This is a genomic window from Candidatus Nanosynbacter lyticus (assembly GCF_030253515.1).
Classification (GTDB): Bacteria; Patescibacteriota; Saccharimonadia; order Saccharimonadales; family Saccharimonadaceae; genus Nanosynbacter; species Nanosynbacter lyticus_A.
In genome coordinates this window covers 589157-602359 of record NZ_CP124549.1, presented here as the reverse complement: position 1 = coordinate 602359, position 13203 = coordinate 589157, and the positions used below count along the sequence as shown (strand labels likewise).

General features: G+C 50.2%; 14 protein-coding genes. 10 read left to right on the top strand and 4 right to left on the bottom strand.

Annotation, left to right across the window (positions count from 1 at the left end):
• Positions 1-4: 4 nt before the first annotated feature.
• Together glmS and NLML1_RS03200 are read right to left on the bottom strand one after the other, a co-directional pair.
• A complete protein-coding gene (gene glmS, locus NLML1_RS03205) occupies positions 5-1831 on the bottom strand; it encodes a glutamine--fructose-6-phosphate transaminase (isomerizing) (RefSeq protein WP_285441367.1) in 1827 nt (608 codons plus the stop codon).
• A gap of 135 nt (positions 1832-1966) precedes the next feature.
• Complete coding sequence (locus NLML1_RS03200) at positions 1967-2485, bottom strand: hypothetical protein (protein ID WP_285441366.1); 519 nt, start codon at positions 2483-2485, stop codon at positions 1967-1969.
• Positions 2486-2608: 123 nt separating this feature from the next.
• Between NLML1_RS03200 and tuf the strand changes: the two genes are divergently transcribed.
• The 6 genes from tuf to NLML1_RS03170 all read left to right on the top strand — a co-directional run bounded on the left by tuf (position 2609) and on the right by NLML1_RS03170 (position 7398).
• Complete coding sequence (tuf, locus tag NLML1_RS03195; RefSeq protein WP_162323545.1) at positions 2609-3793, top strand: elongation factor Tu; 1185 nt, start codon at positions 2609-2611, stop codon at positions 3791-3793.
• A 133-nt stretch (positions 3794-3926) separates the two neighbouring features.
• Positions 3927-4853, top strand: coding sequence for an L-lactate dehydrogenase (locus NLML1_RS03190; protein ID WP_285441365.1), 927 nt, complete (start codon positions 3927-3929; stop codon positions 4851-4853).
• A 42-nt stretch (positions 4854-4895) separates the two neighbouring features.
• On the top strand, positions 4896-5510 hold the full coding sequence (locus NLML1_RS03185) for a hypothetical protein (RefSeq protein WP_285441364.1): 615 nt from the start codon (positions 4896-4898) through the stop codon (positions 5508-5510).
• 118 nt (positions 5511-5628) lie between these two features.
• Entirely contained in the window at positions 5629-5946 is a 318-nt protein-coding gene (rpsJ, locus tag NLML1_RS03180; protein ID WP_138077373.1) for a 30S ribosomal protein S10, read from the top strand.
• 130 nt (positions 5947-6076) lie between these two features.
• A complete protein-coding gene (locus tag NLML1_RS03175) occupies positions 6077-6973 on the top strand; it encodes an FG-GAP repeat domain-containing protein (protein ID WP_285441363.1) in 897 nt (298 codons plus the stop codon).
• A gap of 92 nt (positions 6974-7065) precedes the next feature.
• Positions 7066-7398, top strand: coding sequence for a hypothetical protein (locus tag NLML1_RS03170; protein ID WP_162420841.1), 333 nt, complete (start codon positions 7066-7068; stop codon positions 7396-7398).
• Here NLML1_RS03170 and NLML1_RS03165 read toward each other — a convergent pair.
• The gene (locus tag NLML1_RS03165; protein ID WP_285441362.1) at positions 7395-7928 is read right to left on the bottom strand and encodes a TrmH family RNA methyltransferase; all 534 of its coding nucleotides are present in this window, start codon (positions 7926-7928) and stop codon (positions 7395-7397) included. The genes NLML1_RS03170 and NLML1_RS03165 overlap by 4 nt on opposite strands.
• Before the next feature lie 52 nt (positions 7929-7980).
• Between NLML1_RS03165 and NLML1_RS03160 the strand changes: the two genes are divergently transcribed.
• Positions 7981-9603 carry a GspE/PulE family protein gene (locus NLML1_RS03160; protein WP_285441361.1) on the top strand — a complete coding sequence of 541 codons (1623 nt, stop codon included), beginning with the start codon at positions 7981-7983 and terminating at the stop codon, positions 9601-9603.
• Between the two features lie 74 nt (positions 9604-9677).
• Here NLML1_RS03160 and NLML1_RS03155 read toward each other — a convergent pair whose 3' ends face one another.
• Positions 9678-10811 carry an NAD(P)-dependent malic enzyme gene (locus NLML1_RS03155; RefSeq protein WP_285441360.1) on the bottom strand — a complete coding sequence of 378 codons (1134 nt, stop codon included), beginning with the start codon at positions 10809-10811 and terminating at the stop codon, positions 9678-9680.
• Positions 10812-10987: 176 nt separating this feature from the next.
• Between NLML1_RS03155 and rplS the strand changes: the two genes are divergently transcribed.
• The 3 genes from rplS to NLML1_RS03140 all read left to right on the top strand — a co-directional run bounded on the left by rplS (position 10988) and on the right by NLML1_RS03140 (position 13183).
• Positions 10988-11509 (top strand): 50S ribosomal protein L19, encoded by a 522-nt coding sequence (gene rplS, locus NLML1_RS04450; protein ID WP_162323537.1) that lies wholly within the window; start codon positions 10988-10990, stop codon positions 11507-11509.
• A gap of 65 nt (positions 11510-11574) precedes the next feature.
• Positions 11575-12072, top strand: coding sequence for a hypothetical protein (locus NLML1_RS03145; protein ID WP_285441359.1), 498 nt, complete (start codon positions 11575-11577; stop codon positions 12070-12072).
• Positions 12056-13183, top strand: a complete 1128-nt coding sequence (locus tag NLML1_RS03140; protein WP_285441358.1) for a ribonuclease HII — start codon at positions 12056-12058, stop codon at positions 13181-13183. Before NLML1_RS03145 ends, NLML1_RS03140 begins: the two co-directional genes overlap by 17 nt.
• Positions 13184-13203 lie beyond the last annotated feature (20 nt).

Sequence of the window (13203 nt, the reverse complement as noted above, 5' to 3'; positions counted from 1 at the left end):
AGCATTATTCGACCGTCACGCTCTTGGCCAGATTGCGTGGCTGATCGACGTCATGACCGCGCTTGACGGCCACGTGATAGGCTAGGAGTTGCGACACGACATTGAACAGAAGTGGCGTGAGGTGCGATAGCTTTGTCGAGATGCGGATCACCGTTTCGCCCGGCACCTTTTTCGTCGTGTCGGTGATGACAATGGCGTGAGCACCGCGAGTATTCATCTCGATCAAGTTGCTCTGGGATTTTTCGTATAACCAATTGTCTTGGATATAGCAGACTTCAAAGAAATGGTCATCAATCAGGGCGATCGGACCGTGTTTCAGCTCACCGGCGGCATACGCTTCGGCATGGATGTAGCTTACCTCTTTGAGCTTCAGCGCGCCCTCCATGGCAATCGGATACAGCGTATCGCGGCCGATGTAGAGTGCGTGATTGTAATCAGCATACGCCCTAGCGATGGAAGGTATCTCGGCACCTTGTTTATCAAGGACTTTTTGGATCTCACTTGGTAGTATCGCTAATTCTTGCACAAATTCATCAATAAATTGTGGGTTGGTACCCTTGGCATTGGCGAGCATAATACCAAAGATCGTCAGAGCAGCAACCTGTGAGGTAAAGGCCTTGGTACTGGCGACGCTAATCTCGGCACCGACGTGCAAGTACACGCCGCCATCAACTGCTCGGGCGATCGTACTGCCGACGGCGTTGACGACGCCGAGGCATTTAACACCACGTCGCTTCAATTCATTCAGGCAGGCAAGGGTATCAGCCGTCTCACCACTCTGGCTAACGATCATAGCGACCGAGTGTTCGGGCACGTTGAATGCGCGGTAGCGCAGCTCACTGGCGATCTCGACACTGATGGTTACGTCATCAGTTAGCTGCTCGATAAAGTAGCTGGCCTGCACACCAGCAAAGTAGGCAGTGCCGCAGCCAACGATGATGATGTGCTTGACGTGGCGCAGTTCATCATCGCTCATGTTGAGACCGCCCAGGCGCGCATATTTTTGGTCGGGTAGGACGCGGCCGGCTAGTGTCGCTGCAAGGCTGGTTGGCTGTTCGTAAATTTCTTTGGCGAGGAAATGGTCAAAGCCCTGCTTCTGAATCGCCTGCATATCCATGTCGAGCATCTCGATCTTGACGTCAAGCTTTTGCGATTCGATTGTCTGTAACTCTAGCCCGCTACGAGTACAGCGACCAATTTCACCATCATGCAAATACACCACTTGATTGGTGTAGCCAACCAGCGCTGAAGCGTCACTGGCGATATATGTTTCGCCGTCTCCGACGCCAATGATCAACGGGCTACCTTGGCGAGCCACGATAATTTCTTCGGGGTTCGTGGTGTCAAGTACCGCAATGCCATACGCACCAACTACCATCTTCAATGCGCCGGTGACTGCTGTCAGTAAATCCGGTGAGTCACGCCGCAGATAGTCAATCAAGGCCGCCAATACCTCGCTATCGGTATCGCTCTTAAACTCGTACTCATGACCGGAAAGCATCGTTTTAAGGTCTTGGTAGTTCTCAATGATGCCGTTATGTACCAGATAAATCTCACCAACGTGGTGTGGATGGGCGTTGCGCTTACTTGGTTCACCATGTGTTGCCCAGCGGGTGTGTCCGATGCCGACCGTATCGCTCGTCTTATGTTGTCCGACGAGCTCTTCCAGTGCCGCCACCTTGCCTTTGGTGCGCAGCAGGGTTGGTGTGGCGGAGTCCGATAGGGTGACAATTCCGGCACTGTCATAGCCGCGGTACTCAAGCCGCTTAAGCTCAGCAACGAGGATATTCTGCGCCTCGCGTTCACCGATATAGCCAACAATTCCACACATAGATTATTTCTCCTTTAGTATTAACTGATACACGCTTCTCAGTATAAGACATCTTAGAAAAATAACCAACAGAAAGTAATAATTACAACAATTTACTACTGTAAGAAAGTGTTGTATATAATACAATAACTACTATTACCACTCAAAATGGATGCAGCATTTAGCAAGTATACTCGTCGCAATGTAGTGTCCACTAGCAGCGATTAACAAAACTGAAACCGGTAATGACAGAAGTGCATGAAAAGGAGCGATACCAAGTTGGTGGCAGCACCCGAGTATGACACCAACGAGCGCGAGGTAAATAATAACAAACTTTGTACCGCTAACGCTCAGCCTATCGAGAATACGCTTAACATAGAAAAATGTGACACCGTAGCAGATTGCGATGAGGATAAAGAGAAAGAATAACAGAAAAATAGCAGACTGTCCGCTCGTTTTGATGAATAAGGTAGTGAGCTTGATAAGCACCCAAGCTATAGAGAGGGTCATTGTCAGGATAAGAGCAATGCCCAACGAAGGTAGCTTTGGTAAGTTGGTTTGACGGCGACGATCATATTCGGCATTTAGTTCCCGACGCTCGTCATATGATAATCGTTTTGGATATACACTAGTGCGGGTTGCTTCAGGTGTTGCTTTCTTAGAAAAGATACTCATGCTCATAGTATAAACCCTATTTACAACAGTTTGCAAACCAGTTATAATTAGCCCATACGCCGTGGAGCCTTTTTCGGGGGCTTATCGCGTGAAAATATTATTAAAAAAGGAGAACTTCTACAAATGGCAGATGCATTTGACCGAAGCAAGCCGCACGTTAACGTGGGTACAATGGGCCACGTTGACCACGGTAAGACGACACTGACCGCCGCAATTACGGCAGTGCTCGCAAAGCGCCTTCCAAGCGCAGTCAACAAACCAATTGCGTACGACCAGATCGATAACGCACCAGAAGAGCGCCAGCGTGGTATTACTATCGCCAGCTCACACCAAGAATACGAGTCACCGAACCGTCACTACGCGCACGTTGATATGCCAGGCCACGCTGACTACGTCAAGAACATGATCACCGGTGCTGCCCAGGTTGATGGCGCGATCCTCGTGATTGCTGCAACCGACGGTCCGATGCCGCAAACCCGCGAGCACGTGCTGCTGGCAAAGCAGGTTGGCGTGCCAAAGATCGTTGTCTTCCTCAACAAGATGGACATGGCTGACGCAGATATGGTCGAGCTGATCGAAGAAGAAGTTCGTGAGCTGCTTGCCAAGAACGGCTTTGACGAGAATGCTCCAATTATCAAGGGTTCGGCTCTTAAGGCATTGGAGGGCGATGAGAAGTACGAAGACGCCATCATGGAGCTGGTTGATGCTATGGATAGCTATATCCCAGAGCCACCACGCGACATGGACAAGCCATTCATTATGCCAATTGAGGACGTCTTCTCGATCAAGGGTCGCGGTACTGTGGCAACTGGTCGTATCGAGCAGGGTGTTGTTAAGCTGAACGACGAGGTTGAAATCGTTGGTATCCGCCCAACTCAGAAATCAGTAGTCACTGGTATTGAGGCGTTTAAGAAGTCTCTGGATCAGGGTCAAGCAGGTGACAATGCCGGCGTTTTGCTACGCGGTATTGAGCGCAGCGATATTGAGCGCGGTCAGGTTTTGGCTAAGCCAGGTACGATTACACCACACACCGAGTTTGAAGCTGAGGTGTACATCCTGAAGAAGGAAGAAGGCGGTCGCCACACTCCATTCTCCAAGGGTTACAAGCCACAGTTCTACTTCCGCACCACTGACGTGACGGGTGAAGTTGAGCTGCCAGCTGACAAAGAAATGGTCATGCCAGGCGACACCGTAACCTTCAAGGTTAAGTTGCTCGCCCCAATCGCTATGGAGCAAGGTTTGAACTTTGCCATCCGCGAAGGTGGCCGTACCGTTGGTGCTGGTGTGGTGACAAAGATTAACAAATAGTCTTTACACTGCAACCCAAAAATCCCCCGGTTTCCGGGGGATTTTTAATGATATATTACTATGAGTATCTTGACAAAACAACAAGATAGCGTTACAGTAGAGAAGTTATCGCAATAAAAATTAGGAGACAAACATGAATAAACAGAAGTTGGTGATCGTCGGTGCGGGTGGCATGGTCGGTGCGACGGCGGCGTACGCCTGTGCACTGCGGAGTGTAGTTGAGGAAATTGTGTTGATCGACCGCAACCCTGACTTGGCGTGGGGGCAGGCGGCTGATATCAATGACGCAATGGGAATTGATCGGTGTGTTGTGGTGCGGCCAGGCAGTTATGACGATATCAAGACTGATGATATCGTGGTTATCACCGCTGGTGCGCCGCAGCAGCCGGGGCAGACACGATTGGAGTTGCTTGGCGTGAACGCTGAGATTATGTGTGGGACTATTAGGAATATTATGAAAAGTGGTGCTCATCCATATATCATTGTAGTGTCGAATCCGGTCGATGCATTAACGTATGTGGCGCTGAAGGAATCGGGCTTGCCAAAGAGTCGGGTGTTTGGTACCGGAACGACGCTCGATACGTCGCGGCTTAAGTCGTATATCGCGGATCAGCTAGATGTACATAGTCGAGAGGTTGACGCCTATATTTTAGGGGAGCATGGTGATTCATCATTTGCGACAATTGAATCAGCGCAAGTCGGTGAGGTACCGCTTGCTGATTATCCGGGATTTAAGCCAGCGATGGTCGACGGTATTGAGGAGAAAATTCGTCAGCGGGCATACCGGGTGATCGAGACCAAGCGGTCGACGTATTATGCAATTGGTTTCGTTATTTCCAAGATTGTCTCGGCACTACGCTCATCGTCGCGTTCAGTATATCCAGTTTGCTCACTGGTTGAGGGCGAGTATGGACTGCACGATGTAGTGCTTGGCCTACCGTCAACGATTTGTGCAGATGGTGTAAAAATCTTGACAGGGTATCCGCTTAATGAGCGCGAGCAGGCGGCGCTACGTCATTCGGCCGAGGTGGTAACGGAGGCAATTCGTAGTTTAGAGTAATGCTTGACGGAATAAATATTATATGTTACAGTATAGATTACTATGGAAGAGTTGTCGCACAAAAAAGCGCAAAAATTAAGAGTCGAAACACTTGGTGAGTATATCAATCCGCTAGCAGGTGATATTTACGAGACCGCCTTGAATTTGTTTCCGGCTCGGACACTAGAGGAGATGCAAATTGTTATTGATGAGAACAGTGGTGACTTCAGAGGTGGTGAGGGTGAAGTATGGGATGGTGAGAAAATTCCAATGATTGTCATCGGCACGAGGGAGACGCTGTCTAGTCCGAATCTTATAGCACGGATGTCGTCTCGATTGGGTGTGCCACGTGAGCGACTTGAGGATGCAGAAATAGGTCGTCAAATCGTCGGGTTGATAGCGTTTTGTCATGAGTTAGGGCACGTAATCCAGCTTGACAAAAAGGTAATGCAGGTTTTTGGTGAGATAGATAATACCATCGTACCTCTACCAGTGGACTATACTAGTGAACAATACCAAGAATATGTCCGGTCTGACCACGAAGCTAATGCCGATTATATTGCAGCCTGTATTTTGGCGGCGAGCCAGTTAGGTGAAGCTATGGGTTATCGGCCACCGATTGAAGATGTCGCGCAGTGGCGTCAGTGGGTGGCAGCAAATCCGGTAGTTCTTGACTAGCCATACTTCAGGTATTGTGATATAATCGCCAAACAGTATTAATTTACTCCGAGAACTCGGCCATCCGCGAGGCGCGGACGTGAGCAGAGGTTACGGAGTCGCACATAAAGGAGGAGCTATGGCTCAAGACACTGGTATTAAGATTCGTATTCGCCTGAAAGCGTACGACCATAAAGTCATCGACCAGTCAGCAAAACAAATTATCGATACGGCAATTCGCACCGGCGCGAGCGTAGCTGGCCCTGTGCCGCTGCCGACTCGTCGCAGCACCTACACGGTGGTAAAGAGCCCGCACGTCTACAAAATGGGCGGCGAGAGTTACGAGATGCGCACCCATAAGCGCCTTATTGACATTACCAATGCCACACCAAAAACGATTGATAGCCTACAGAATCTGAGCTTACCGGCTGGTGTTGACGCTGAGATTCGGATGTAATTGGCCTAATCCTACAGTAGAATTTACCACGATCCCGCTTGATAATCACAAGCGGGATTGCTTTTATGTAGAAAACGTAGTACGGTAGGAGTGTACTAAATAAATACCGTCTATGACGGTGGAGGGACGTATGGGAATACTAAAGAAAACGGTAACGGCGCTTGGGCTGTCGGCGACGGTGTTTGGCTTGGTGCTGAGTGGCGCACCAGTTGCGAATGCTACCGAGGGTGTTGTCTTCAGTGACGCAGTTGGCTTGAGCAAAGATGGCTCGTTGTGGCTGTATCAGAACAATGCTATCCCGGGTTGGCCATTTAGTGGCGGTTCGACAAAGATCGGGCAGGGCTTTAATAAATACACAAACATTACATTTGCTGACATGGATGGTGATGGTCGTCCGGATATCGTTGCCTATTCAAAGAATCAAAAGGCCCAAGTGTTCCGCAATAATGGCTCCACGACGACACCATTTGCTGACAAGCCAGTCGCCAGCGATATCGACTATCAGGGTGATGCAGTGTTCGCCAAGCTGCACGGTAAAGACAGCCCGGCCTCACATGTTTATGTTGATAACAACGGTAACCTGATGGCAGGCAAAGTTTATCTACGCTACAAGAAGCTTGAAGGAGTGTATGATTTCGTGTCAGATGAAGCCCGTCAAATCGGTCACGGTTGGAATAATGCTCGATCGATCGTTGCCGGTGATTTGAACGGTGATGGTTATGATGATATCGTCGCAGTACGGCAGGACGGTACGATGTGGGCATATCTCAATCGTGGGCGGAACAACAAGACGGCAATGTTTGAGAGCGGTCGTCAAATCGGTCATGGCTGGAACGGGTTTGATACCATTATGCTCGGTGATATGAATACTGATGGCCTGGCGGATATCGTCGGCCGGACGAAAGACGGACGGTTGCTGCAATATACGAATAGCGGCAACATGAATTGGCCGTTTAGTAGTGGTTCAGCAGAAGTCGGTCACGGCTGGAATGGATTTAAGTCGGTCCACCTGACGAATATGTGGTAATTTATTTCTCGTAACCTAAACTTAGGGCAGCCTCGCTTTCATGCGGGGCTGCTTTGCTATGGTATGCATGGTATGATATGATAAAAAAGCTTATGGCAAAACAAAAATCACGAACGTACGCTCGTAATCGCTCAAAGGCAAGTAGCATCACCAACCGCAAAGGACGGGAGCGGCTGTATGAAAATGACAGCACTTTTTTCGTAAAGCTGGTGGTATGTGTCGTGCTGGCGGCATTGTGGCTGCGGCTGAAGCAGCCGATTGAGCTGGGCGTGGTAGTAATCCAGGCGTTGCCGGTTGGACTGATTGTCGGGCTGCTTTTAGTGGTGTCGGTTGAGAAATATCAATTTAATCGCAAGATTTGGTACGTGACGCTGATTTTAATGGCAATTGTGACATCATTTACGCCCGTAGGGATTATGATCTAGCCCGGGGTTATATTTAGCGAAAAACAGAGGCCGTAGAGTGCGATACCGGCCGCAACTGAGACATTAAATGACTCTTTAGCACCCTGCATGGGGATTTCGACAATGTGATCGCACCGCGCTAGAATGTCCGGCTCAATGCCATAGACCTCCTCGCCGAGGAGTAGGGCAAAGCGGGTTGGTGGCCGGAACGTATTGAGCTCTGTGCTCGACGCTGACTGCTCTAGGGCAATCACAGGTAAGCGTTCCCTGCTGGCATTCTCCGCCAACCACTGGTGAATATCAACTACGTAGCTAAAGGGCAGCATTGTTTCTGCGCCTAGCGCAGTCTTGTGAATCTGGGCGGTCAACCTTTCGGTAATGTGCGGCAGCCTTGGATCGATAGACCGGGGATCGGCTAATCGTAAATCGGGGTACGGTGTATAGCCGCTAAAGATAATTTGCCTGACGCCAAAGCCTTCGGCTGTTCTCATAATTGCACCGACATTGTACGTCGAGCGAATGTTGTGCAGGAGGAGGGTAATTTCTGGCATGATATCATTATAGCACTCGCCCAAGGATAAGCTTTTTGCTATAATAAAATTGATGGATGAAGATCGAATTCAACAACAACGTCGCGATCAAGATGAAGACGCAACCCGGAAACGAGCGGCGATTTTAGGCCTACAATATCTGGATGCTCGCGAGTTTGAGCAAACAATTCCGCTGATTCGTGATATTTTGACGATTGAAGAGATGTATAACGGACACGTTGTGCCACTGGCGATAAACCCTGACGAGCAGTCATATCGATTTGGCATTACGTCACAGACACCACAATCATTAGTAGCGACGATGACTAATAACTACCGCGAGCAGGGTATTATTGCTAAGTTCTTCCTGATATCGGCCTCGGGCTTTCGGTCGTTAATGCTGCGATTTGATCCGCCGAAAAAAGTGATTTATGATAATATCGAAATCGCCAAAGAGGGCGATAGTGACACACTCCAGCAGGTCAGCCAGACATTGGCGACCGTCGGTACAAACGACGTGTTTAACTATTTGATCGATCAGGCGGATCGGCTGAATGCGTCGGATATTCATATTGAGAATCAGCGCGACACCATTCGGGTGCGGATGCGCGTTGATGGTGCACTGCACTCGGTGGCGGAGCTGGGCCGTGATCGGTATCGAGTTATCATGGCGGCGCTGGCTTCGCGAGCAAATATTTCGACGGCGTCCAATGAGCCGCAGTCGGGGCACATGCAGCAAGAAATCCATCGTGACGGTATATCACACCTCCTTAACCTCCGTGTCGAAGCAGTGCCAACCATGTATGGTCAAGACGTAGTGCTGCGCTTATTTAATTTTGACACCTCGATGTTGAACCTAGACTTGCTCAGTATCGGTGCGGCTGAGCGGGCGCAAATTGATGAGATCATTTCCCATCCGCGTGGTCTGGTGCTGTTAGTTGGGCCAACTGGCTCGGGTAAGTCAACGACTTTGTACAGCATTCTCAATGCGCTCAATACACCGGATCGTAAAGTGATTACACTGGAAGACCCAGTAGAAAATACCATTCCCGGCATTACGCAGATCCCGATTGATACGACGGCTGGCCAGCGGTTTGATGATGGGCTGCGCAGTGTGCTGCGCCTCGACCCGGACGTGGTGATGGTTGGCGAGATTCGTGATCAGGAAACTGCCAAGACGGCAATTCAGGCGTCGATTACCGGACATCTGGTGCTGTCAAGCTTTCATGCTAACTCGACGTCAGCGGCATTTAGTCGAATTATTGATATGATCGGGCAGAATCCAATCTTTAGTTCAGCGGTGCGCCTATTGATCGCTCAGCGGCTGGTGCGGCGCCTGCATGATGAGAGCAAGGAAGAATATGAGCCAGATGAGGCGACGCGCAATTGGGTAAAAGAGGTTATGCAGGATCTGCCACCACATGTTGATTGTCCTGATCTTGATACGTTCAAGCTGTGGCGACCCGTGGCGACCGACGAGGTGCCGTTTGGCTATAAGGGGCGTATCCCGGTGATGGAGCAGCTGGTAGTAACCGAAGAAATTCAGAAATTCCTGCGAGGTGATATCGCCGACGTTCACACTGAAGCAATTGAGGCTGCAGCCAAGAAACATGGTATGGTGACATTATTGCAGGCGGGCGTGCTGGCGGCTTTGCGCGGCGAGACGACACTTGAGGAAGTTAATCGAGTTATCTAGTGGACATCAAAAAGCCACGCTAAGGCCATCACTCCGACGGTTTCCATTATGATTGTTAGCATATGCGAATAGGGTTATGTGATAACACGAGCGACGGTTGACGGCACTCGCTCGTCAAACGGCGAAGGAATGACTTCATCGGCCGTTGGGTTTTCAACCAGCCCAGCCAAGGCTTCAGCAGCAGCCAGTTTGTGTTGGTCGGTAATTTTTTGCACGCCGTGATCGAGCGCCCCGCGGAAGATGCCTGGGAAGGCCAAGGAATTATTAATTTGGTTTGGAAAATCGCTGCGGCCAGTAGCGATGACTGCTACGCCCGCCTCTCGGGCGACGTCTGGCATGATTTCTGGTACCGGGTTTGCCAGGGCAAAGATGATTGGATCCTCGGCCATTTTCTGTACCAATTCAGGTGTGAGTAGCCCAGCGCGCGACACACCAATAAACACGTCAGCATCGGTGATGGCGTCGTCAATTGAGCCGGTTTGTGAAGCGTCGACGTATTCTAACAGTGCAGTTTTTTCCGCATTCAAATCAGTGCGAGACGCACCAACAATGCCGCGGCTATCTACTGCCATGATGTTCCTCGCGCCGTATAAGTGCAATAATTTGATGATGGCCGTACCGGCTGCGCCCGCGCCAATGACTACAAATTTACAGTCTGCCAAATTTCGTCTCGTCAATTTCGCGGCATTGATCAGCCCCGCCAATACCACTATCGCTGTACCATGTTGGTCGTCATGAAACACGGGGATGTCCAGTTCAGCTTTCAGGCGCTCTTCAATCTCAAAACATTTTGGTGCGGCGATGTCTTCTAGGTTAATCGCCCCAAAGCTCGGTGCGATTGCCTTGATCGTGGCAATAATTTCTTCTGGTTGGTGAACGTCCAGTACAACCGGCACAGCGTCGACATTAGCGAAATGCTTGAACAGCAGCGCCTTGCCTTCCATCACCGGCATGGCGGCTTTCGGTCCCAAATCGCCCAAGCCTAAAATCGCTGAGCCGTCAGAAATCACGCCGACTAGATTATTCGTCCAGGTGTACTTTGGTAAATCCGCTGGGTTTTCGGCAATTGCCTGACTGACCGCACCCACGCCCGGGCTGTAATAGGCGCTTAATTTGTCACGGTCCAGTTTCTCCTGGTCGCGCAAGCTGGTAGTAATTTTACCCTTATATTTCTTGTGTAATTCAAGTGCTAGTGTATTGTAATCCATGCGGTCAATTATAGCGCAGTTTGGTGAAGTTTTCAGGAGTTGCTATCTTTGGGTAATTGTGCTAGAATTGATAACTAATTGTATCGGTGACATTAAATATCGAGTCTTTCAGTGTGGAGCTATAGGGATACAACTATATGGCCAGCTGTTAAGATCCCGAAACAGAGGAAAACAGTATGAGTTTTGAACTAATCAACAAAGTCAATCAAGCACAGAAAAAGCAAGCAGTTGTTGATGTCCGCAGTGGTGACACCGTGCGTGTGTACCAGAAAATTAAGGAAGGCAACAAAGAGCGTATCCAGATGTTTGAAGGTGTGGTTATTCGCACCGACAACAAACAGTCACACACCTCACGCATCACCGTTCGTAAAATTGCCTCAGGCGTTGGCGTGGAAAAATCATTCTTGCTGCACAGCCCGCTGATCGAGAAAGTGGAAATTGTCCGCCGCGCTAAGGTTCGCCGCAAGTTCCTCAGCTTCCTACGTAAGCGTTCTGGTAAATCAGCTCGCTTGACTGCCAAAAACTTTGACCGCGTAGCTGTCAACAACGTGCACGACGCCAAGGCTGAAGCAGAAGCTGAACGCTTGAAAGAGGAGGCCGCACAGGCTGCCGCTGCCAAGCAAGCCGAAAAAGACGCTGCTCAGGCAGAACTTGACGCCAAGGCTGCCGAGGTCGCAGCTCGCCACAAAGAAGCGTAATTAGTTTTGAGACACATAGGCCGCTCTCTCTGGGGGGGGCGGTTTTCTCATGGTATAATGCCAATATGTCGATCTTTCACTATATCTCTGTGTTTGTTCCGGTGACTTTGGCATTTGCGGTGCCGTACGTGTTGCGCCGCCATGGCTTCATCGACGAAAAGAAGTATCGCTGGTTGTTATACCTTGCCTGTGTGTTGTTCTTCATCTCGTGGTATTTGCCGTCGCCGCTCATTGAGGGGCGAGACACCAGTTTTACGACGCATTTCGTGGGCGGCGGGTTGTTTACGGGACTAGTGTGGGTATATTTGGTGCTGGCGACACGCTGGCGGGCGCACTGGTTGGTGATGGCGTTCTCGGTGTTTGCGTTGGTGTCGGCGCTGGGCTGTATCAATGAACTGGCGGAATTATTGATGGTTAAGGTAGGGCTGGCGCGTATCACGCTGGACGATACCAATTGGGATATCTTGGCGAACACATTGGGCACGGCGGCGGTGTGGCTTGGTTGGGTGGTCGTAAGATTAGCGGCAAAAAAGGGCCAGCACGCGCATGATTCTCGGCATTGATGAAGTTGGACGCGGGCCATGGGCGGGGCCGCTGGTGGTCGGTGCGGTGATTTTGGGCAGTGCCGAGATTGAGGGTTTGGATGATAGTAAAAAGTTGACTAAAAAACGCCGCGAGACGCTGGACGAGGTAATTCGTGAGCAGGCGGCTGCCTGGGCGCTAGGCTGGGTGAGTGCCAGTGAATTGGACGACGTTGGCATGAGCCAGGCATTACGGCTGGCGACGCGGCGGGCGGTGAAGCAAATTCAGTCGCAGTGTAAAGCGAATAATGTGGCGTTTGATGAAATTATCATTGACGGGACGGTTAATTTTTTGGCGGATACGGCACTGGAGCGATACGTGACGGTGATAGCCAAGGCCGATGGTTTGATCCCCGGCGTGTCGGCGGCGTCGATTATCGCCAAAGTAGCGCGTGACCAGTTTATGGCTGAGCAAGACGTGGTCTATCCGGGGTACGGCTTTGCGTCAAATGCTGGCTATGGCGTGGCCAAGCACCGCGTGGCGATTGAGCGGCTGGGTGTGACACCGCTGCATCGGTTGAGCTTTGCGCCGCTACAAAAGTATGTGGGTAGCATGAAGTCACAGAATCTGCACCAGAAAAAGTCAAGTGCTCTACCGAATGAGTCGCCTGTCGGATATCCTCAGAAAATAATTCGGGACCCACGTAAAGTTGCCCAAATTTTTTCCGAGGATATCACTCCAGTCGATTTTGTAGGTACTGAGGATGTTACCCAAGTCGACGCACTAAATGCTACTCCAGAGGCAGAAAAATTAGCAACAACTCGCCAAATTGGAGATAAGGGCGAGCAAACCGCTGCGGATTGGCTGGCGGCGGACGGACATGAGATTATTGCCCGTAACTGGCGGACGCGGTACTGCGAGATCGACATCGTCAGCATAAAAGACGATGTGCTGTATTTCACCGAAGTCAAATATCGCAAGAATTCCAGATATGGTGATGGCTTGGCGGCGATTACCAACAAAAAACAGCGACAAATGCGCTTTGCAGCTGAGCTATTTATGATAAAACATCCGCAACACGAGGGGCGTGATATGCGGATGTTAGCTATAGCTGTTGACAGGGATTACAACACCGAATGCCTAGTGGTGTAGGGTATAAATTTGGCGATGTG

Bases quoted from the DNA above. Each gene is read 5' to 3' on its own strand.
- glmS (WP_285441367.1), bottom strand. From the start codon at position 1,831: ATGTGTGGAATTGTTGGCTATATCGGTGAACGCGAGGCGCAGAATATC.
- NLML1_RS03200 (WP_285441366.1), bottom strand. From the start codon at position 2,485: ATGAGTATCTTTTCTAAGAAAGCAACACCTGAAGCAACCCGCACTAGT.
- tuf (WP_162323545.1), top strand. From the start codon at position 2,609: ATGGCAGATGCATTTGACCGAAGCAAGCCGCACGTTAACGTGGGTACA.
- NLML1_RS03190 (WP_285441365.1), top strand. From the start codon at position 3,927: ATGAATAAACAGAAGTTGGTGATCGTCGGTGCGGGTGGCATGGTCGGT.
- NLML1_RS03185 (WP_285441364.1), top strand. From the start codon at position 4,896: ATGGAAGAGTTGTCGCACAAAAAAGCGCAAAAATTAAGAGTCGAAACA.
- rpsJ (WP_138077373.1), top strand. From the start codon at position 5,629: ATGGCTCAAGACACTGGTATTAAGATTCGTATTCGCCTGAAAGCGTAC.
- NLML1_RS03175 (WP_285441363.1), top strand. From the start codon at position 6,077: ATGGGAATACTAAAGAAAACGGTAACGGCGCTTGGGCTGTCGGCGACG.
- NLML1_RS03170 (WP_162420841.1), top strand. From the start codon at position 7,066: ATGGCAAAACAAAAATCACGAACGTACGCTCGTAATCGCTCAAAGGCA.
- NLML1_RS03165 (WP_285441362.1), bottom strand. From the start codon at position 7,928: ATGCCAGAAATTACCCTCCTCCTGCACAACATTCGCTCGACGTACAAT.
- NLML1_RS03160 (WP_285441361.1), top strand. From the start codon at position 7,981: ATGGATGAAGATCGAATTCAACAACAACGTCGCGATCAAGATGAAGAC.
- NLML1_RS03155 (WP_285441360.1), bottom strand. From the start codon at position 10,811: ATGGATTACAATACACTAGCACTTGAATTACACAAGAAATATAAGGGT.
- rplS (WP_162323537.1), top strand. From the start codon at position 10,988: ATGAGTTTTGAACTAATCAACAAAGTCAATCAAGCACAGAAAAAGCAA.
- NLML1_RS03145 (WP_285441359.1), top strand. From the start codon at position 11,575: ATGTCGATCTTTCACTATATCTCTGTGTTTGTTCCGGTGACTTTGGCA.
- NLML1_RS03140 (WP_285441358.1), top strand. From the start codon at position 12,056: ATGATTCTCGGCATTGATGAAGTTGGACGCGGGCCATGGGCGGGGCCG.